Annotated in this window: 23 protein-coding genes; 9 read left to right on the plus strand and 14 right to left on the minus strand. The window is 47.3% G+C overall.

Going from position 1 to position 20709, the window contains the following annotated elements; translation table 11 throughout:
• Positions 1 to 24 precede the first annotated feature (24 nt).
• The 3 genes from MK185_10345 to MK185_10355 form a co-directional block, all read right to left on the minus strand.
• On the minus strand, positions 25 to 933 hold the full coding sequence (locus tag MK185_10345; GenBank protein ID MCH2041020.1) for an SDR family oxidoreductase: 909 nt from the start codon (positions 931 to 933) through the stop codon (positions 25 to 27).
• Between the two features lie 775 nt (positions 934 to 1708).
• Positions 1709 to 2881: an HNH/endonuclease VII fold putative polymorphic toxin gene (locus MK185_10350; protein MCH2041021.1), complete on the minus strand. Its 1173-nt coding sequence runs from the start codon at positions 2879 to 2881 to the stop codon at positions 1709 to 1711.
• Positions 2785 to 3699: a hypothetical protein gene (locus tag MK185_10355; protein ID MCH2041022.1), complete on the minus strand. Its 915-nt coding sequence runs from the start codon at positions 3697 to 3699 to the stop codon at positions 2785 to 2787. Before MK185_10355 ends, MK185_10350 begins: the two co-directional genes overlap by 97 nt.
• Between MK185_10355 and MK185_10360 the strand changes: the two genes are divergently transcribed.
• The 3 genes from MK185_10360 (at position 3655) to MK185_10370 (ending at position 4656) form a co-directional block, all read left to right on the plus strand.
• Positions 3655 to 3960: a helix-turn-helix transcriptional regulator gene (locus MK185_10360; protein ID MCH2041023.1), complete on the plus strand. Its 306-nt coding sequence runs from the start codon at positions 3655 to 3657 to the stop codon at positions 3958 to 3960. The genes MK185_10355 and MK185_10360 overlap by 45 nt on opposite strands.
• 112 nt (positions 3961 to 4072) lie before the next feature.
• Complete coding sequence (locus MK185_10365; protein MCH2041024.1) at positions 4073 to 4330, plus strand: type II toxin-antitoxin system ParD family antitoxin; 258 nt, start codon at positions 4073 to 4075, stop codon at positions 4328 to 4330.
• A 20-nt stretch (positions 4331 to 4350) separates the two neighbouring features.
• Positions 4351 to 4656 carry a type II toxin-antitoxin system RelE/ParE family toxin gene (locus MK185_10370; protein ID MCH2041025.1) on the plus strand — a complete coding sequence of 102 codons (306 nt, stop codon included), beginning with the start codon at positions 4351 to 4353 and terminating at the stop codon, positions 4654 to 4656.
• Positions 4657 to 4661: 5 nt separating this feature from the next.
• Here the strand turns inward: MK185_10370 and MK185_10375 are convergent, their stop codons facing one another.
• Positions 4662 to 5624: a helix-turn-helix domain-containing protein gene (locus tag MK185_10375; protein MCH2041026.1), complete on the minus strand. Its 963-nt coding sequence runs from the start codon at positions 5622 to 5624 to the stop codon at positions 4662 to 4664.
• Positions 5625 to 5761: 137 nt separating this feature from the next.
• On the opposite strand from MK185_10375, the gene MK185_10380 reads away from it, so the two are divergent.
• Positions 5762 to 6229 (plus strand): nuclear transport factor 2 family protein, encoded by a 468-nt coding sequence (locus tag MK185_10380; protein MCH2041027.1) that lies wholly within the window; start codon positions 5762 to 5764, stop codon positions 6227 to 6229.
• Positions 6230 to 6393: 164 nt separating this feature from the next.
• Here the strand turns inward: MK185_10380 and MK185_10385 are convergent, their stop codons facing one another.
• From MK185_10385 to rpsF, 10 genes are all read right to left on the minus strand, one after another.
• On the minus strand, positions 6394 to 6849 hold the full coding sequence (locus MK185_10385) for an NfeD family protein (GenBank protein MCH2041028.1): 456 nt from the start codon (positions 6847 to 6849) through the stop codon (positions 6394 to 6396).
• A 14-nt stretch (positions 6850 to 6863) separates the two neighbouring features.
• The gene (locus tag MK185_10390) at positions 6864 to 7805 is read right to left on the minus strand and encodes a paraslipin (GenBank protein ID MCH2041029.1); all 942 of its coding nucleotides are present in this window, start codon (positions 7803 to 7805) and stop codon (positions 6864 to 6866) included.
• A 51-nt stretch (positions 7806 to 7856) separates the two neighbouring features.
• Positions 7857 to 8624: a hypothetical protein gene (locus MK185_10395; GenBank protein ID MCH2041030.1), complete on the minus strand. Its 768-nt coding sequence runs from the start codon at positions 8622 to 8624 to the stop codon at positions 7857 to 7859.
• A 41-nt stretch (positions 8625 to 8665) separates the two neighbouring features.
• The gene (locus MK185_10400; protein ID MCH2041031.1) at positions 8666 to 9202 is read right to left on the minus strand and encodes a GNAT family N-acetyltransferase; all 537 of its coding nucleotides are present in this window, start codon (positions 9200 to 9202) and stop codon (positions 8666 to 8668) included.
• Complete coding sequence (locus MK185_10405; protein MCH2041032.1) at positions 9199 to 9795, minus strand: hypothetical protein; 597 nt, start codon at positions 9793 to 9795, stop codon at positions 9199 to 9201. Before MK185_10405 ends, MK185_10400 begins: the two co-directional genes overlap by 4 nt.
• Before the next feature lie 330 nt (positions 9796 to 10125).
• Positions 10126 to 11538: a replicative DNA helicase gene (dnaB, locus tag MK185_10410; GenBank protein ID MCH2041033.1), complete on the minus strand. Its 1413-nt coding sequence runs from the start codon at positions 11536 to 11538 to the stop codon at positions 10126 to 10128.
• Positions 11539 to 11727: 189 nt separating this feature from the next.
• Entirely contained in the window at positions 11728 to 12174 is a 447-nt protein-coding gene (gene rplI / locus MK185_10415) for a 50S ribosomal protein L9 (protein MCH2041034.1), read from the minus strand.
• A gap of 40 nt (positions 12175 to 12214) precedes the next feature.
• Entirely contained in the window at positions 12215 to 13072 is an 858-nt protein-coding gene (locus MK185_10420) for a hypothetical protein (GenBank protein ID MCH2041035.1), read from the minus strand.
• Between the two features lie 75 nt (positions 13073 to 13147).
• Entirely contained in the window at positions 13148 to 13378 is a 231-nt protein-coding gene (gene rpsR / locus MK185_10425) for a 30S ribosomal protein S18 (GenBank protein ID MCH2041036.1), read from the minus strand.
• A 14-nt stretch (positions 13379 to 13392) separates the two neighbouring features.
• On the minus strand, positions 13393 to 13827 hold the full coding sequence (gene rpsF, locus MK185_10430; protein MCH2041037.1) for a 30S ribosomal protein S6: 435 nt from the start codon (positions 13825 to 13827) through the stop codon (positions 13393 to 13395).
• 247 nt (positions 13828 to 14074) lie between these two features.
• On the opposite strand from rpsF, the gene MK185_10435 reads away from it, so the two are divergent.
• The 5 genes from MK185_10435 to MK185_10455 all read left to right on the plus strand — a co-directional run bounded on the left by MK185_10435 (position 14075) and on the right by MK185_10455 (position 20376).
• Positions 14075 to 14929, plus strand: a complete 855-nt coding sequence (locus tag MK185_10435; protein MCH2041038.1) for an AraC family transcriptional regulator — start codon at positions 14075 to 14077, stop codon at positions 14927 to 14929.
• Positions 14930 to 15078: 149 nt separating this feature from the next.
• Positions 15079 to 17196 carry a TonB-dependent receptor plug domain-containing protein gene (locus MK185_10440; GenBank protein MCH2041039.1) on the plus strand — a complete coding sequence of 706 codons (2118 nt, stop codon included), beginning with the start codon at positions 15079 to 15081 and terminating at the stop codon, positions 17194 to 17196.
• A gap of 19 nt (positions 17197 to 17215) precedes the next feature.
• Positions 17216 to 18493 carry a DUF4374 domain-containing protein gene (locus tag MK185_10445; protein MCH2041040.1) on the plus strand — a complete coding sequence of 426 codons (1278 nt, stop codon included), beginning with the start codon at positions 17216 to 17218 and terminating at the stop codon, positions 18491 to 18493.
• Positions 18494 to 18569: 76 nt separating this feature from the next.
• A complete protein-coding gene (locus MK185_10450; protein ID MCH2041041.1) occupies positions 18570 to 19109 on the plus strand; it encodes a hypothetical protein in 540 nt (179 codons plus the stop codon).
• Positions 19110 to 19119: 10 nt separating this feature from the next.
• On the plus strand, positions 19120 to 20376 hold the full coding sequence (locus tag MK185_10455; protein MCH2041042.1) for a PepSY domain-containing protein: 1257 nt from the start codon (positions 19120 to 19122) through the stop codon (positions 20374 to 20376).
• The last annotated feature ends 333 nt before the right edge of the window (positions 20377 to 20709 follow it).

The raw sequence follows: 20709 nt of genomic DNA on the forward strand, positions 1-20709 counted from the left end.
GCCTGATTGACAATTTTAAGTTATTTATTCTGCAAGTAACTCATCAAGATTAGAACGATGGAAACCATCGTATAACTCAACATTATTTTCTTTGGGTCGTGGTAACGGCATATACATATGGCTGGAACCAAACTGCGCACCACCATCGACGTGTAAGGTCTCACCGTTAATAAAGGCGGCGGCTGGTGTTAATAAAAATACGATGGAAGCACTCACTTCCGCTTCGGTGCATAAACGACGCGCTGGCATCATTTCGCCCGCCATTAACAGTTTTTTGCGGGTCATTGGGTCGTAGGTGGTTAAGCCACTGGAAGCGACAATACCCGGAGCAACCGCGTTCACCCGCACGCCGTAACGGCCCCACTCCCAGGCCGCGGTTTTGGTGAAGTTTTCCATCCCGGCGCGGGCCGCACCGGTGTGAGCCATACCCGGGAAACCGTTATTACAGTCGGCGGTGATGTTCACCACGTTGCCGCCATGTTCTTTCATGGTTGCTTTGTACACTTCACGCGACATGACAAAACCACCAACCAGGTTGTTTTCCACCACCGTCTGAAAACCGTTTTTACTGATGTCTTCGACTTTGGATGGGAACTGACCACCGGCATTATTCACCAGCGCGTGAATACGGCCATGCTGCGACACAATATCGGCAATCGCTTCGATCACCCGCTCTTCATCACGAATATCAGCAACCCGGTAATCGGCCCGACCGTAATAAGAGCCACCTGAGCCGGATTCTTTACTGTCTGCTTCGATCTCCGCCACCACTTCCTGAAGCTTTTCCTCACGGCGACCCATCAGCACCACAGTGGCCCCCAGGCTGGCCAGCTCATGGGCGGTACACCGGCCAATACCAGTGCCACCCCCGGTAATCACAATCACCTGATCTTTAAACAAACCCGGGGCAAATACTGACTGATAAGAAGACATACAAAACTCAAATTATTGTTATTAACCAGCGCACAGCCTACCGCCGACAATGAACAGCCGCAACCTGCGCAAAGCGGTTATCCACATGGGTAGTTGGTTATGCGCTAATATGAATGCGCTTGATCGCAAAACGCAGGGTTTAGCCGTGAGAACTGGACAGGGAAGACGCCGGGGCAATATCGGGCTGGGGCCCTATAAAGCGTGGTTTCCAGCGAAACTTGCTGCTTTCCGGGCTTCGGCATAAGTCTTCTCCTGAAATGTTTTTTTCAGGAGAAGACTTATGCCGTTAGCCGGTCAATACGAGGGAGATGCTAGAGTTGGTGTCCTGGTTACTTAGTTATTCCTCCTGTTCCCCCTGCTGTTACCTACAATATAAACTGTAATCATACTCATTCCTCAGAAGACAATACGAAAAACCTTTTTCGTCTATAACAACAACATCATCATAGAATCCGTTAATTGATGCAGCTCTTGAAACTTCCTCTAATGTAACTTCACTTTCTATAGGTCTGATACATTCAATCCGCTCTTCCCCAACGAAAAATAAATATATAATCTTACCACGCAATGAGGCTATATGAGTCGAACGTAGAACGTCTTCAAAATTCTCACTAGAAGCTAAGCCATTAACTTCATATACACTCTCTATTCGCGAGCACAAGCAACGATAAAAATCTATAACATTATCGAACATTACCTCAGGACTGTTAACACCAACATAAGAAGCTACCTTCCTAATATTTTTCCGTATTAGAAAATCCTCTCGGCGATTCATTTACTTAAAACCATCTTTATTTTCAAGATAATGACCTTTGTATTGGTTATACCTACCTTTTTCATTTGGGTCACCTTTTTTATCATCCGCCGCATGAAAATGTTTGCCACGAGGTTTACTTCCATCAAATCCTTTATCATTTTCATGGAGTATCACATATTTATTTTTTCCATCTACTTTAAAGGAGTAAACTGTTCGATTCTCCGTATCATATACATATTTATGCTTATGATACTGAGCAGATTTTGGTATCCCAGCTGCTTCTTTTGCTTTCCTAAACTCACTTCTCCTAGATGGTCGATCAGATAAATTACAATTATGAACTAATAAATTTCTCTTGGTTACATAGTAGGTATGGAAGTCAGCAACCGTAAAGTTATAGGTAAGGTCCTGACGGTTTTCATCGATAACCGACACTACGCTCATCGCATCGTAGCCATCCGTTTCTATCTGGTCACCACCTTTTAAATCAATTGTTGTCTTCCAGCCATAGCCTACAACATAAAATGGATGATCATCAGTTGCTTGGATTTTTTGCTCAAAACCATCTGAACTAATCAGATTAATTTCATAAATATCACGATTTGGTTCTACAAAAATTCGAGTAACAGGCTTCCAGTCTTGTTCTCCAGTATCAGTATTTTTGGCCCAAAGCTTCTCACCCAATTGAACGTCTTCAATATTTTTGTAGCCATCCTTTGTCAGAACTTGTGTTCCAGCTACAAAACAACAGCTTCCAGGTTTCTTCGCATCTGAAGGTTTATTTCGCCCCTTCTTTAAAGCCTTCGCTAGCTTAGCAACTTTCCGAACTGTTTTAGACGGATCAAGAATTCCCTCTGCTGATTCTTTTAATGCAGACGCGACATTCAGGTTCCCAGTAGTCACATAGTTAAAGGCTACGTTAACACCAACATCAACGACAAACTTCGCTATAAAGTTAAATGCTTGGCCATCATGGTCAGCTGCATTCACCGGATTATTCCCGGTATATTGATACAAATTACACTCAATCACCGAGCTCAGGCACTTATCCATCTGCTCGCCAAACAGCGGATCTGGTGAAATAAAGCGCCCGCTTAGCGGATCGTAATAACGTGCTTCAAAATACAATAAGCCGGAATCATCGCGTTCTTTACCGCTGAAGCCATACGGCTGAACAGCAGAAAGTTGCAGGTTGGCGGCATCGCCATAAGGCTGGCTAACTTTGGGCAAACCGCACTGGGACTGTGCTGAACAATCTGGTTCTGATGATCCAGTGTCAGGGTCACCGACCCTAAGTGGTCGTTATGCAGATTAAACTGGCTGCCCAGAATCCCATCGTTCGGGTCCGTTAATGGCAGTTCCTGACTGGAAGCCAGCCAATAAAGGGTATCCGGTGTAAGCTGTTGCAGGGTATTCAGTGTATCTTCACCCTTCAGCCACAGTTGCCAGCGCTCTTGCGTGGCAGACTTGCTCGGGTCTAAATACCAGATCGCTGAAACCGTTGGATGTTTTTTAACAAAATCCGCGACGCTTACCGCTTTGCTGAGCGATAATTTGCGCCAGTTCCAGCCGGGTTTAAGTACCTGGGGTTGTTGCAGCGCATCAATGCTTTGCTGGTTTTCAATTGACCAGTCAAAGAATTCCAGCGCATCAACTTTAAACCAATAGGCCTGCTGGCCAGATAACTGGTTTAACTGACCCGCGGCAGAGCGGTCACGCTGGTAGCGTTGATAACTTTGCTGCTCGGCATTAAAGCCAATCACTTCCTGCACTTTGGGCAGAATATCGCCCAGCTGGCTGTAAATATTATTGCCTTCCGGGCCAACCTGCAGGAAGACCGGGTTCCAGCCCGGGTTAAACGATAAGGTGTGTTTGGCTAACTGGGTTTGTGCCTGTAATTGTGGCAGTTCGATACGGGCAACACGCAAATTGCCCAATTTAATATGTTTCTGAATACCGGTTGCATGCTGGCTGTCGCGCAGCTCGTAACTGCCATCCAGGTAATACACCTGCTTACAGCCGAAGTCGCCGGGCGGTTAAATATAAGCACCGACACCTTGCGGCGGCGGTTAAAAGAGGAAGGGAATTATTATGCCGAAATTAAAGAGCGCTTACGCCGCAACGCTGCCTTATTCTGGCTAACCAGCACTCAGATGCCGATTAACAGTATTGCGTTAAGACTGGGGTTTTCTGAGCCCAGTGCCTTTAACCGGGCGTTTAAAAACTGGACAGGGAAGACGCCGGGGCAATATCGGGCAGGTGCGGTGTAGCACTGAAATAGCAAAGACACTTGAACTGTACAAAAATCAAACTCCCAAAGTTTGACAATCTTTGTAAGCCTTCATAGCATGATTCCATAAATGCCTGCTTTTCGAGGTCATCATGCATATATCACTTACATCTGAGCTGGAATCCCGTGTTAAGGCCAAAGTAGAAACAGGCCTGTACAACAACGCCAGTGAGGTTATTCGTGAAGCCCTGCGCTTTATGGAGACTCATGAAGACTGGGTTAAGGAGCTGAAGCTGGCTCAGTTACGGGAACAACTTAAGGTTGGCTCTGATCAGCTCGATCGTGGCGAAAGCACCACCATTGAATCAAAGCAGGCTCTCAATGCTCTGTTTGAGGATATTAAAGGCTGACAGCAAAGGATCTGACTGACATGCCAAAACCTGATTACCAGCTGGTTATTTCTGATGCAGCCAAAGCTGACCTGAAAGACATCTATCAATATGGTTTGCGCCAGTGGGGAAAAGCTCAGTCGGATCGTTATCTGGAAAAGCTTAAAACTCAGCTTTGGTTATTAACCGAACAACCGATGATGGGCACTGATCGGCCCGAACTTCTCTCTGGTAATAAAAGCCTGCCTGTCGAAAGCCAAACTCTCTATTACCGTGTGACACCGGATAAAGTAGAGATCATTCGGATACTTCACGGTCGTCAGGATCCAAGCAGGCATATCGAATAATCGCATTACGGCTGATGGCCTGAAAACTTCCCCCGATACTCACTCGGCGCCAGACCGGTATTACGCTTAAACAGTTCGCGGAAAAAGCGCACATCTTCATACCCGCATTCGCGGGCGACCACATCGACTTGCTTTAAGCTGGTCTCCAGCGCATTTTTCGCCACTTCCATGCGCAACGCCTGAATATACGCCAGCGGTGTTTGTTGCGTTGCTTGTTTAAAGCGTCGTTTAAACTGACGTTCGCTGAGGTGAATCAGTTCCGCCAGATCCTGCTGGGTGAATTGCTCGCAGCCATGGTGTTGCAGCCAATCCTGAACCTGATGAATTAAGTGGTCCTGATGCTGGCGTTGCGGCACAAAGCTGGCGTACTGCAATTGGCTGTGCCGATCCAGATCAATTAATGCTGTTTTGGCCACTTGCCGGGCAATCGCCTCGCCGAAGTACTGACGCACAAGCAACAGGCTCATGTCCTGGTAAGCACTCGCTCCGCCGGAGCAAGCCACCTGTCCGTCCTGAGTAAGCATTGCGCCCGGCTGCCAATCACAATCCGGAAACTGCTGCGCCAGCCAGTCGATTACCGCCCAATGGCTGGTTACGCGCTTACCGCGTAACACCCCGGCACAGGCCAGTACATAAGCGCCCGTGCAAATACTCACTAACTGGCTACCCTGCCGCTGCAAAGCCTGAATCCACTGCAGCGTCTTTGTCGCAATACCTTCCGGGCGCATTCTTGGGTCGCCAATCGCTCCGACAATCAGCACATCAGCTTGTTTTATGTCATTAATACAATGATGGGCCGTCAGGCTGACACCGCCGCTACCAGGCACCTGCTGTCGATTCTCGGCAACAATCTCAATACGCCAGTCCTTTGCCTCCGCCAGGCGACAAGCCAACAGCAAAATTTCCATTGGCCCGGAAATCGAGGATAGCGGGCTGTTATCCAAAGCAAGAATGACGCAGCGTTTCATAGATACCTCAGAAGTTCGAAGCAGATTTGTCCCGATTATCTACCTATGTAGTCATAAATGCCACCAACCCACACGAACCTGCATTCGCTACACTGGATGCCTGTTAACCACTCTTCTGATAGAACGAGAGCAACTTTATGAGCACCAACAAAGAGCTGATCGAAACTTTTTATACTGCGTTTCAGAATTTAGATTATGAAACCATGAAAGCCTGCTATCACCCGGATGCTTACTTTCGTGATGAGGCGTTTGAGCTGAATGGCAATGAGCCAGGCGCCATGTGGCATATGTTATGTGAGCGCTCTCAAAGCATGACGATGGATTTTTCTGTGACTGAAAAAGACGGTAAGGTCAGCGCTCATTGGGAACCCAAATACCTGTTCAGTCAGACCGGTCGTTTTGTTCATAACATCATTGATGCCGAGTTTGAATTTAAAGACGGCAAAATTATAGAACACATCGACTATTTTGATTTCTGGCGCTGGAGTCGCCAGGCACTGGGTTTGCCAGGTTTATTGCTGGGCTGGACGCCGTTACTGCGTAACAAAGTACGTAAGATGGCAATGAACAATCTGAGAGTTTTTATGGCTAAAAACTACTCCTGATTGGATTTACCAACGTATTAATCCGAGGCTTCGGCAAAGCTGACGCCTCTTCAGGCAGCGACACCACATAGCCGGGGGCGTCACGCCATAATCCGTTTATTGCTGCGTGATGGGTGAACCACCTGGCGATTTCCAGGTGGTAAAGAGCAAGTTAAGAACAGTCCTTAAACCGCTTCAACCCACATCACACCCACTTCCGTTTTAACCACTTTAACTACGGTACCAGAGGCAATCGGTTGCTGGCTTTTCAGCTTCCATTCTACGCCAGAATAGGCGCGAGTAGTTTTACCCTGCATATCCACATCGCCTTCCAAAACAAAAGTATCGGCGGCGAAATCGTTGTCCACTTCTTTACTACCCACCTTATTCTGCATTCGGCTCAGCGGCTTCCATAAAGAAACAGCCAATACACCGGTGAGTAAGGTGTTGCTCCACATTGCTGTGATCCACGTGGCTTCAAGAAAACCCAGGTTCATGGCAACGCCCGTCAGTAGTAATGAGATTCCGAGGAAAAACAGAACAAACGTAGAAAACCCCAATACCACCACTTCGATAATCAAAGCGGCGATTCCCACAATCATCAGAATTTCAGCGATATTTTCTAAACGGAAGAATTCCATAATAAATACCTTTCTTAATTCTGCTGTTTGTTCAGAGAATTAATGATCGACATAGAAGACGCCACCAGCGAGCTGGCGTCGGTTTTATCTTCTGGCAGCAGCACCACTGACGATTCACGGGCAATGGCTTCTTTCGCAGCAATGGCTTTGGTTGCCAGATCCAGCTGAATCGCTTTCTGACCCTGAACAGTATCTGCCGCTTCACCAACCTTACGTAACGCGTCTGCCTGAGCTTCGGCAACCGCCAGAATGGCACGAGCTTCACCTTCGGCTTGTAAAATTTGCTCGGTCTTATCCGCTTCTGCCGCCAGAACCTGGGCCTGCTTCTTACCTTCCGCGACGTTAATGGCCGACTGACGATCACCTTCGGATTCGAGAATCTGGGCACGCTTAACACGCTCGGCTTTCATCTGAGCTTCCATCGCATCCATCACAGAACGTGGTGGCACGATATCTTTAATTTCATAACGCAGTACCTGAATACCCCAGGGCTCGGATGCTTCGTTAATGGACTCTACAATCGAGGCGTTTAACTGGCTACGCTCTTCGAAGGTTTTATCCAGTTCCATTTTACCCAGCTCAGAACGCATGGTGGTTTGCGCTAACTGGGTCACCGCAAATACATAGTCATCCACACCATAGGTGGCTTTGTACGGGTCTAACACACGGAAATACAACACACCGTCCACCGATAACGTGATGTTGTCACGGGTAATGGCTGACTGGCTGGGTACGTCAACCGCCTGCTCTTTTAAGCTGCGATCCGCGGCAATCTGGTCAATAAACGGCAGAATAAAATTCAGGCCGGCTTCTTTGGTGGATTGGTACTTACCAAAGCGCTCAACCAGCCAGGCACGGTTTTGTGGTACAAATTTGATGCTGCTTTTCAGCAGAATAATCACCAGAATCAGCGCAAAGACTTCAACTGAGAAAATGATGTTTAATAAAGAATCCATTTATATTTCCTTAATAAAAAAATTGGCCTAACAGCCGGTCTAACGATTTCTTTAATAGATTAAAGAAAGTCCCATGCCAATACCATCCAGCGATGTATCAGTGGTATCCATACTGCGATAAAAAAACCGCGCATACCAATGATCTTTACCATACAAAAGAGAGTATTCACTATCAGCCAGGTTCAGGTTATTACCACTTACAGAAACACGCGAATATTCAAAGCCGAGATTTTTTCTGAGTTGATGGTTAATGCTGAACTGAAATGAACCACTTTTATAGGTTTTATTACCGTCTAGTTCATAATCACCCACTCCAAGACTGATCTCAGTACGATTGCTAAAAAGCAGCCGGTAATTAAACCCAAAATTGGTGATTTCCAAGTCGTCTTCTTCATTCGTTTCGACGTATTGGGATTTTCTCATAAACAGGCTAAAAGGCCCTAAGCCGGTTTCAGCCCGGAGGTCACTCCATTGAATCTCAGACCCGGAACCGTAACCCACATCCAGCTGCAACAAAGGCACGCCAAATTCAGATTCAGCGTCTTCTGATAAATCCGGAATCTCAACGTCCTTGCCCAAACGTTTATTCGTTTTCTGCATACTGCCAGCAGTACCAGCGGTCGTCAGATCGACGGCTATGCGTGCGGTACCCTCAATAACCGGTCGTAGCAGGGCTTCCAGCAGCGAACTGGCAAAGCCACCGGATGAGTCAGAAGATGAGGATGAAGAAGAAGATCGTTTCTCAGATTTCGGCTTGGTGGCCGATTTTTCGAAATCATCGAGCTTACCCGCACTGGCAGGTAAGCTGATTAAAACCATTAAAAGCGCCGATATAATAAGCATCCATGCTCCAGAATGAGTTAGCGGCGATCTCCTGCTAAAAAGGAGTAAAGCGCCAGATCGATAGTTTTACCTTCGAACTCCTGCTGAGCTGGCAAGCAACCTTCATACTGGAAACCAATTTGTTTCAGGTACTCTTCGTGAAGTATTGAACCTGAAACAACACGCATTTCCAGACGATTGAGTTTCAATTCATCAAAACAGAAATTCATCACGGCCGGGATAACCTCAGCCAGAATAGTAAAATCAATTCTATCACTAAGTTCCCACCAAAACTGTGCGCTATCCGTCATCCAGTTAATTTTCTGAACGCCAACCCGTGCAATCAGCTGCTTGTCAAAACTGCCTTCAACCAGCCAACACGCACTCTCCCGCACTTCGAAACGCATGGCCACCCGGCGCAGCTCATCCAGTGATTGTGCGGAGACCGACATCGATGCTTTTGGGATATGAGCCATTACACCTGGCTGACTCAGCAACTCGTATAGGGCATCGTTATCCTGGTTGGCATCTGGCAGACGTAATGAAAAATTGGCAGTCGAAAAATTCCAGTTCATGATGCTTCTCCCTCGTTACGGCCAGCCACGTCTGATCCAAGGATACGATTCAGGCAAATTGTATCGACGTAAGATTTTTCGCCGCTGTCTGACACCAACTTCCAGCCATCACGCAGGGTAGCGCTGCGCTCAAAACCGATATTTTCCAACATGGCTAACAGCTCTTTATCCTGGCCCTGAATCCATTGGTATGCGAAGTTACGCAAATGGTATTTCTCAGCCATAAAGTCCATACAAACAACCAGCGCACTGGCACGCTGCTGATTGGTTAACGCCTCGAGGCCATCAACACGAAAGGTGGCACGCAAATGAGATGGCTGCCAATCGAACACACTCACCATCCCCTGAAATTCGTCGTTGATTTCCAGCGCCCACATAATGCCGCGCTGGGTGGCGGCCATTTGTACGCTGAGTTCAATCATGCGGGCAATATGTTCTTTAGCCTGATCGGATTGCGGATCTAAAGCACGCTGACCGGGTAATTCCGGATGTTGATACAGATTCAACAGGTTGGCCTGATCGTCGTCGCTCAAAGAACGAACTCGGCCGCGGAAGTCTGCACCTTCAAATTGCAGCTCAGGAGTAAAATTCATAAATAGAACCAAATATTCGGTTGTGCGTTGCACAAAACGAACTGATTTTACAAAGCATTGGCCGCTGAAATGTATTAAGTGGAGAGTGATGGTTGTTTTTCAAAAGCAGCAACAGGATGTTGCGTCCGCCCGGCAGGCACATGGATGTGCCTTCGGGGCGGCGGCTGAAAAATAACTATTGCTCTGCACTGTCCAACGCCTATCGAAACAACAAACCACCATTTTTCTTACCGCCGGATCAGTGGGCCACCCATGGCCGCTTGATCCTAGCGCTACATCCTGTAGCTGCTCTCGAAAAATACTGATTCGTTATTTCTTAATCAGCTCAGATTAATAATCGTCATCGCCCTCATAACCGTGGGCGAGGTTTTCAAATCGGGTAAATTTACCAATAAACGCTAAACGGTCAGAACCAATCGGACCGTTCCGGTGCTTACCGGTAATAATTTCTGCCACGCCTTTATCCGGCGTATCTTCGTTATACACTTCGTCGCGGTAAATAAACTGAATAATATCCGCGTCCTGCTCGATCGCTCCGGATTCACGCAAGTCGGAGTTTACCGGGCGTTTGTTCGGACGTTGCTCCAACGAGCGGTTAAGCTGCGACAGGGCAATCATCGGGCAGTTAAATTCTTTCGCCATCGCTTTTAACGAGCGCGAAATTTCAGAAATTTCCTGAGTACGACCTTCCGATGGGCCTGACACCCGCATCAGCTGCAGGTAATCGACCATGATCATGGCCAGGTCATTATTGTTTTCGCGATACACCTTACGCGCTCGGTTACGCATTTCCTGCGGCGTTAATGCGGCGGTATCGTCGATATAAAGTGGCAAGTCTTTTAACAGATTGACTGCGGCGGAGAGCTTTGGCCAGTCTTCGTCGATTAACTTACCGCTACGAATCCGGGTCTGGTCGATTTTTCCAATAGAAGACAACATCCGCATCACAATCGATTCTGATGGCATCTCCATCGAGAACACCAAACACGGACGCTTGGTTCCCATTAAGGCATTTTCCACCAGATTCATGGCATAAGTGGTTTTCCCCATGGAGGGACGCGCAGCAACAATCACCAGATCGGCCTTCTGCCAACCGGAAGTGCGGTTATCGATTTCGGTGAAGCCTGTGGTCAAACCCGACAGACCATCCGGCTGGTTAAACATTTCGTCCAGCTGATCCAGGGTATTCTTCAGAATCGGCGCTACTACCTGAGGGCCACCATCCTGACGGTTACCTTCAGCAATCTGGGCAATCGACTTTTCAGCATCAGATAACAGATCCAGTGCAGTGGCACCGTCGGGCTCGTAGGCCTTGTCCATCATCTCGCTGGCGGCTTCAATTAAACGACGCTGCTGCGAACGCTCACGTACGATTTCAGCGTAGGCAGCACAGTTATCGATGGATGGCGTCATGTCCACCAGGCGACTCAGGTACGCCGCGCCGCCCACTTTATCAAGCTGGGCGCGCTCTTCTAATTCTTCAGCAACCGTGACTACATCAATCGGTTGCTCAGACTTCACCAGATGGGTAATCGCGCGAAAGATCATACGGTGATCGTGGCGATAGAAATCGGTGTCAACGGTCGATTCGGAAACGGACTCCCAGGCGCGCTCATCCAGCATCAGAGACCCCAGCACAGACTGCTCAGCCTCCACCGAATGCGGGGGAGTACGCGAACCGCCAGCAGCGCCGTTATCGGAATCGGCTTCCGGAATGTAATCGTCGTTTATAAAGTCAGACATACAGATCTGTTTTCAGAAAACCCAGAGACAAGCCTTATTCAGAACCTCGAATAGAACACAAACAAGAGGCAATAAAAAAAGCACTATCAGAAAGAATCTAATAGTGCCTTTTTCTGGCAGCGCTGTCATTAAACAACGCTGCGAGTTGCTGAATACTCAGCAACGCTTTCGCGATTCTCACCCAGCGGCTTATTCAGCTACTACGTGCAGTTTCAGAACAGCGTTTACTTCTGCGTGCAGGTGGATCGCAACGTCGAACTCACCAACAGAACGGATAGGACCGGTCGGCAGACGAACTTCAGACTTGCTCAGTTCAACGCCGGCTTCGGTAGCCAGTTCTGCAATATCGCGGTTGCCCAGAGAACCGAACAGCTTACCTTCGTCGCCTGCGCGTACTGCAACAGACAGTTCGATGCCTTCGATTTTCTCTTTACGGCTGTTAGCGCTAGCCAGTTTCTCAGTAGCTGCTTTTTCCAGCTCAGCACGACGAGCTTCGAATTGCTCAACGTTTGCTTTAGTAGCAGGAACTGCTTTGTTCTGTGGGAACAGGAAGTTACGAGCATAACCCGGCTTAACGGTTACTTGTTCGCCCAGTTCACCCAGGTTTGCTACTTTTTCTAACAGAATAATTTGCATTTTTTAATTCCTCATTACAGGGCTGAGACCGCTTATAAAATCAGTCTGCCGTGTCTTTTGGTAGTCGCGCGCGGACGTTCCAAGCACTATCCAGACACGCTACGAAAATTAGTAATGTGTACATGTAAGGCCCTAACACGAATAAGCCGATATAAATAACGACCATCCAGGTTGGGCTGGCTTTGGTCTGCGTGACCAGGCCATGGAACAGAGCCAGTCCGGCGAGCATCAGCGGTATGGTAAATACCGGCATCAACCCTGCCAGCTCAGGATCCAACTGACTGGCGCTGAACATCACCAGAATCACCGGTAATGTGAAAGCCAACGGCAGTCGAAGCTGTTTGAACTCGGTACCAAACCCTCCCGGGTTATAAAAGGTACTTTGCCAATAGCGTCCCAGTAACAGACACAACATAAATACCAGCGAGTGCAATGCGGCAAGCGCACCACTCATCAGCGGACCAACCAAAGGTTTGATCTGAGCAGCCATTTCAGGCTGATCACCCAACGCTTTGATTACGGCTTCTTCGCTGTTGGCGACTACCTGAGGTAATACTTCAGGCAACATCGACGGCAACAGAAAATACACCACAATGCCCAACACTGACGACAGAATTACCGTCCAATCAAGACGGATACTTGCCCTCAGCATCACCGCCAGGGCGCTGGTGCCCAAAGCAGTTAACAAAGGTGTCGGATCGCCCATGGCCAACCAGGTAATCCCCGGCAATAACGCCCACAACACAACCTGACCGGCTTGCTGCCAGCCGTACCGTAAAATGACCAGCGCTAAAATTGCAGCACCCAGCCAAAACAACAACGGTACAGCCAAACAAGCACCGGCCGCGACAGTTGCCTGCCAGCGACCGGACATGGCCCATTGAGCCAATTTTTTCATCACATTCAACCTAATTTGAGATCCAGTTCTGCGTTAACCAAGCGTCAGCGAGGCAGCTAGCTTGGATCAATCAACTTAGTTGTCGTGCTGATCGGTGTACGGCAGCAGTGCAATGTAGCGCGCGCGCTTGATTGCAGTAGACAGCTGACGCTGATACTTAGCACGGGTACCAGTGATACGGCTTGGTACGATTTTGCCAGTTTCAGTGATGTAGCCTTTCAGAGTATCCATATCTTTGTAATCGATTTCGGATACGCCTTCAGCAGTGAAACGGCAGAACTTACGACGACGGAAAAAACGTGCCATGATTAAATCTCCTATTACTCAGCGCTGTCTTCAGCTTGTGTCTCTTCAGCAGCTTCTTCAGCTACAGGTGCTTCTGCTTTCTCTTCAGTGTTTTCCTGACGAGACTCAGAACGACGACGATCTTCGCGGCTTTCAGCAGCTTTGATCGGAGAGATTTCAGTAATAGCTTCATCACGACGGATTACCAGGTTACGCAGAACAGCGTCGTTGTAACGGAAGTTGGTAGTCAGTTCGTCCAGGGCTTCCTGAGAACACTCAACATTCATCAGAATGTAGTGTGCTTTGTGAACGTCGTTGATTGGGTAAGCCAGGTGGCGACGACCCCAGTCTTCGAAGCGGTGAATTTGACCACCGTCAGCTTCGATAGTGTTGGTGTAACGCTCTACCATTGCTGGTACTTGTTCGCTCTGATCTGGGTGTACCAGAAAAACGATTTCGTAGTGACGCATTGTCAGCTCCCTATGGGTTTTAGCCTTCCGGCCCATCCGGTAAGGCAAGGAGTTTGTCCTCACTGCCAACAAGAGCAGGAGATTGACCAGATACAAAGCCCTGGCAAATCAACGGACAAAATGGAGCGCGGAGATTATCAAAACAGCTGGTAAAGTTCAATCTTTACACAGAGGTTGCTGTCCTTAGCTTGATCCTGCCAGGTAATCAAATGATACTCTTTCGCAACAAGAGTCGTTGTGAATTCCTATGGATCGAACACTCAGTGCTCAGTCGCAGAGGCTGAATAAAGTACTACACCATATCGATTGCCATCTTGGCGGCGACCTCAGCCTGGACGAAATTTCTCAGGTAAGCGGTTGGTCGCGCTGGCAGCTACAACGTGTGTTTCAGGCGCATACCGGACTCTCGGTGGCTCAGTACATACGCCAACTGCGTATGAGTCAGTCAGCGACTCAATTGCTTTCGACCGAAAAACGACACCTTGATATTGCCCTGAGCGCCGGCTTTGAATCAGAAGCCACATTCAGTCGTGCCTTTCGCCAACACTTCCAGTGCACGCCCCGGCAGTATCGCAAAGCCCAAATCCCCTCCGGCATTCGCTTTCCACTTGAGCAAGTATCCAACCACTCCATCCGTTTGGAACTGCGTGAAGCGTTTACTCTGGAGGGCGACTACTGCGAAACCTATGGACTCTACTCTCCAAAAGCGGATTTCGCTGAAAAAATCCCGCAACACTGGCAGGCCATGCACGGTCACTTTGATCCACTCGACACACTGCTGGCTGTGATTGATGTTGGTGACCCGATTGACGGACGTTTGCGTTACTGGGTTGGTAAAACAACGGATCATCCCCTGACAAACCCGTCACTGAAACACCTGCATGTGCCGCGACAGCTGTATGCCGTTGTCAGTCATATCGGCGACCTAGCCACGCTGCCAGACACCATCAACTGGTTTATTCTGCATTGGCTCAATCACTCACCTTACGAGGCGTTTGAAGGCTTTGATATTGAGGAGTATCAGAACTTCACTGACGACAACTCCGGAAGACAACAAGTTGATTACTGGATTCCCATACGGCAACAGAAACATCAACAATAATTCGACCCGCAACGGCACCATGCACCAAATTGCAAAGTTTCCGATTAAGCAGAACGACATAATCCGCAACCGAGAATAGGTCTCATTTACCCCATTGTGGGGCGATGGGAACTGATTAAGCCACCCGCTTTGTTGCCCCGGATGTTCCTGTGAAGTCTGCTGTTGTACGTTTATTCCTGCTGCCCGCCGCCATTGGCTTTTCATACTGCGTAGAAGCAGATCAAACCGAACTCGATACCGTGACCGTCAGCGACGACAGCAATCCCGCGAAGAGCATCGAGCTGCAAAACAGTGGTTTCCATGTTGAACAGATCGATGTCGCTGAGTTCGCAAACTTCAGCAAAGACCTGCAACAAGTTCTGAACACGGTGCCTGGTATTAATGTACGCCGCAATGGTGGCCTTGGCGCTGACTCAGAGCTGTCGATTAATGGCCTTTCCGGCAATCAGATTCGCTACTTTATTGATGGCATTCCGATGGAAAACTTCGGTACGTCTCTGCAGCTAAGCGACTTTCCAATCAATGTGGTCAATGGCATTGATGTCTACAAAGGTGTTGTTCCTATTTCTCTCAGCGCAGATGCGTTGGGAGGCGCCATCAATATTAAAACGCCGGATATTAACCAGGACTTTTTTTCATCTGCCGCCAGCTATGGTTCCTTTAATACCCAACGGATCTCTTTTAACAGCCAGAAAACCTTCTCTGAAAATCGGTACTTTGTTCGTCTGACCGGATTCTACAACCATTCGGATAATGATTATGACATGGACGAAATTCTGGATACCGACGAGCTTGGTAACGAAATCGGTGTAAAAACTGAGAAACGATTTAATGACCAATACAGCTCGCACATGATGAATGTGAAAGCCGGCCTGGCTAATCGAACGTGGGCTGATGAACTATCGTTTAATGTCATCAAAGCATCCAACCGAAATCAGATTCAGCACCCAGACATCAATATTAACGATGTGTACGGACAGCTATACAGTGATAACGAAACCTTACTGACCAGTCTGACACACCGCCTTAATAACGATGATTTTGCACTAAAGAGTTATCTGCTTTTCGGTGACATTGATGAAGGGTTTAATGATACCAGTTCGCGTAATTACAACTGGGATGGCAGCTTTACTCCAGGTAACGAAAACTTAGGAGAAATTTCTGACAAGTCCAAACAGACTGTTTCTGATCGGATATTCAGAGCGAATATTTCGGCGCGCTACTTCCCTGGTAAGAACAACAGTATTGGTATCAGCATAACCAATACAGATACTGATCGCTCTGGTAAAGATACACTACAGCCAACATCAACCCTGCTTAAAAATACCAACACTGTCACCAAAACGGTCTATGCGCTGGATTACTCACACGACGTATTCTCCGATACGGTGAATGCCAATACCTTTATTAAACACTATGATTTTAACTCGACAGTCAGCAGCGTTCGCGACAAAGACTTCTCAACCGATTTAAAAACCTCTGATATAAACCTGAATATGACGGGTTACGGTTTTGCCGTACGATATCAAATATCTGAGTTTTTAACGTCGAAGCTTTCTTATGAGAAGGCCTATCGCTTACCTGAGCCCGATGAAGTACTGGGCAATGGAAAATTCCTTCTGGCAAACCCGGACATCACAGCCGAGAAAAGCGATAACTATAATCTTGGCCTTCTTTTCACACAATTTTCAGGGTCGACTTACCTCAATTCCGAATTAAACCTGTTTTATCGGAAAGCCAATGACTTTATCAAGTTCTTCCCGGTAGAAGTCATCAGGGGGAAATACCTCAATATTGATGATGTTGATATTGTCGGCGGAGAGTTTGCATTAAAACTGGATTACGATAATCGCTATCACCTGAAACTGAACGTAACACGACAGGAAATTACCGACCAGACAGCATCAACCGGAGGTGTAATCAACACCCACAGAGGCGACAGAATGCCGAATATGCCATATCTGTTTGCCAATGCCAGAAGCGGCTGGAGTCACCATTTCAGAAACTTCGATAAATTCTCTGTGTATCTCAATGCTGCATTTGTTGAAGAGTATTTTCTTTATTGGGAAAGCGATGGCGATAAAGATAAAAAACACATAATTCCTCGCCAGGAGATTTACGACCTTGACTTCGAATATGAATTTTCGAATCCAGACCTGAGCGTCACGTTATCCGTTAACAATATCTCTGATGCGAAAGCATTCGATAACTTTAAAATTCAAAAGCCGGGAAGAGCTTTCTACTTAAAACTCAGATATTCATACTGATCTTCGGAGAACATTTATTATGTCAAATAAGTTTCTATTAATAAGTCTTACGGCTGCATCATTGCTTGGTTGTGGTAGCGACGACAATAACAGTACGGAAAAGACCGATCCAAAACCCGACCAGGGCGGTGATAATACAGTCGAAACGATAACGCTTTCGTTGAAAACCACAGGTCAGGGAGAACCAGAGTATCTCATTCAAGAGACTGATCTGAAGACTGAAACAGTATCGTCTCAGGGAGTTGGTGACGAGCAAATCGGTTGGAATTTCTATTACCGTGTTGGCGACACACTGTTTGTTACCGGTTATAACCAACAGGAAACCACATCTTATCACCAGAATGAAGACGGTGATTTGGAAGAGTTAAATACTTTCCTGTTTGACAAACCACTGGAAGTATTTGGACAGGTTGATAATGACACCTTCCTGGCAACTCACTTACCTCGTAGCGGAGAACATATTGCCAATACAATGTACGTGGTGAATGCTGCTAATGGTCGGGCTACTGCAAAAATCCCATACACCATTGACGATACGGATACCGGTGTTCGCGGTCAGGGCACGGTCGCAGCGCCATCTGCCATTCAGGTGCGGGATAATAAAATGTTTATCGCATATCACAAACTGGATGATTCTGAAGGTGGCTCTAACTTCGCTACGCCCGAACAAAATACTGCGTTTGTTGCGGTATATAATTACCCACTCACTGCAAATGCCAGCCCTGAAAAGCTGATATCAGATACCAGAACCAGTCATATCGGTGTTAATGGTAATCCGAGCAACATGATCCAGTTGGCAAATGGTGATATCTATACCATGTCAAATGGTGGTATGGCCGCGGGTTTCTCCAGTAATTCTGACAAGCCATCCGGTATATTGAGAATCAAAAATGGTACAACTGATTTTGATGCGGATTATTTCCTGAATATCAGTGAGAAAACCAATGGTGGCCGGATCTTCTGGTTCTCAGATATTGGCAATAATAAAGTGTTGGCACGTATCCAAATACCTAATGAAACAGCAGATACAACAGCATGGTCGGCATTTGGTAAAGCTTACCACACAATGAAACTGGTATTGATCGACTTACAGGCACAAACTGTGACGGATGTTGACGGTGTTCCGATTCACCAGAAGCGTTGGACATCACCACTGGAAATCATTGATGGTAAAGTGTTCCTGAGCATAGAAACAGCGGAAGGTAGCCATATTTATGAATACGATATTGCCACCAATACAGCCACCCAAGGTGCGGAATTTATTGGTAAAACCATCAAAGGTTTTTACAACCTTTAATCGCTATTGATGGTTTTTTGAAAAAGCCGCTCACAGAGCGGCTTTTGTTGTTTTATTATTCTGAACAGGCATAGCTATGTTTGAATTACTGATTGCCATTTCAGCATCGCTGTTATCGGTTACAGTTTGCTATTTAATCTGGAAGAAAAGCAGTAAATTTCCACGATCACGCATAGTCGTATCGGCTGTATTACTGATGCCGCTGCCCTTATGGCTCCATACTTCGGGTATCGAGTTTGGTATCACATATTTCCTGATCGCTTTTTCCTTAAGCGGTGTGATGCTCACGGTTGCAGGCCGAAACCGCAAATCCGTACGATTAACCATGCCGGTACATAAACATCGGGATACGGACAAAATTAAACGACGTATGACCAAAATAGCGTGGGTTACCGCTGCGCTTATTTTACCCAGCGTAACCAGTTTTTTATTGCTGATGAGCGTACCGCAACTGATGACAGAACTGAACGCCAACCGAATCGTCAGCAGTATCTTTTTAATGCTGCTGGTCTGGCCAATTCTTATGATATGGATGGTTTCCTCGGACTCACGCTTTACCCCCTCGGTAACCCTGTTATTACTCTCCCTGATCGCGGCAGTACCCCTGATTTCCTGAAGGACTAATAATGAAAACGTTTTTTTCTGCGCCGATGATACGCAATAACCTGAATGCGCATCGGTTGTTTGGAGTCGCAACGGCGGCATTGCTGTATCTGGTATGTTTGTCGGGAACAATCACGGTCTTTTTCGAAGAACTGGACCGCTGGGAGCAGAGCGATGTTCAGGAGTATCATGAATTTTCTCCGGAGCTTGCGTCTGCCGCCATACAGGAATATCAGCAACGTCTGCAACGCACTCCCGAGTCCATTTATATTGTTTTACCCACCAGAGATTTTCCTCGTACTCACATCACCGATGGTGCTGACGAGTGGTACCTCAATCAGGACGGTCGTTTTGCTCAACAACCGAATGTTCCCTGGACAGAGATGATCAAAACACTGCATACCAATCTGCACCTTCCTCATCTGCTTGGTATGACAATTGTCGGCTTTTCAGGTGTGTTTATTGTTGCACTGATCTTTTCGGGCGTTGTCGCTCACCCAACCATTTTCCGAGACGCGTTTCTGCTGCGTAAAAACAAGTCATACCGGCAGCAACAAACGGATTGGCATAATCGGTTATCCGTTTGGTTACTGCCCTTTCACCTGATGATTGCTATTACCGGCGCCTTTATTGGCCTCAGCTCTGTCATTATTGGCGCTACCGCCACCGCCTATTACGACGGTGACCAACAAGCAGCGATCGAAGCAGTATACGGCAGTGATCCGGAAGTCACGTCAAGTAGCAGCGACGTGGATTACGTCGCAGCCTTTGCCAACCTGAAACAACAGGTACCCGAAGCAGAACCAATTTATCTGGTCATTCATCAAGCAGGGCAACCACAACAACTTTTAGAGATTGCTGCGCGCTTGCCTGGCCGCTTTACCTACTCAGAGATGTACCGCTTCGATGCCGACGGACAGCTGATCAATAATCAAGGACTCGCCAGTGGACCTGCCGGGCGTCAGTTGGCCTACTCGACTTATCGTATTCACTTTGGGCACTTTGCTGGTTTACCCGTGAAGATTCTATACGGCGTTATGGGTCTGAGCCTCACTCTGGTGTGTGTCTTTGGTATCAACATCTGGTTTGCACGCCGAGGTGAGCGTGGTGCAATAGCAGCGGCATGGCAAGGCTGGATCTGGGGCATACCCGCCATGATCCTTGTGTGTTATCCCCTGTCTCTGTTGGAAGCGCCTCTGGTTCTGTGTTTTTGGTCTGGCCTGGCAGTGATTATGCTGGTTAGTGTGATCAGGAATACAAAAATCGCGACAACCGTCTAACCAGTGCGCAGTTGTGCACAAGTCAAGTGCCATACTGATAAAAAACAGCCTTTTATCAACTCAGGCAGTGTTGTGCATAAACATCGGCTGTCAATATCTATCTTGCCCACAGTTTCTGTGGGTAAGTTTGTGAATATTCTGCGAAAAACCGTCATAAAGCCTATTAATGCGGGCTTATAGCCAAACGGTCTATTTTTTACACAGCTAGGAAAAATTTAGAAAACCCTTATATATCAATGGCTCCCGGCCTATTTGATACAAAAGTGCCAGTTTTATGTCGGTTGACTAAAGTCAAGGCTGGATGCGCAGAAATTATGACAGCGCAGACATATT

It is taken from the genome of Saccharospirillaceae bacterium (assembly GCA_022448365.1).
Lineage (GTDB): Bacteria > Pseudomonadota > Gammaproteobacteria > Pseudomonadales > Oceanobacteraceae > Bacterioplanoides.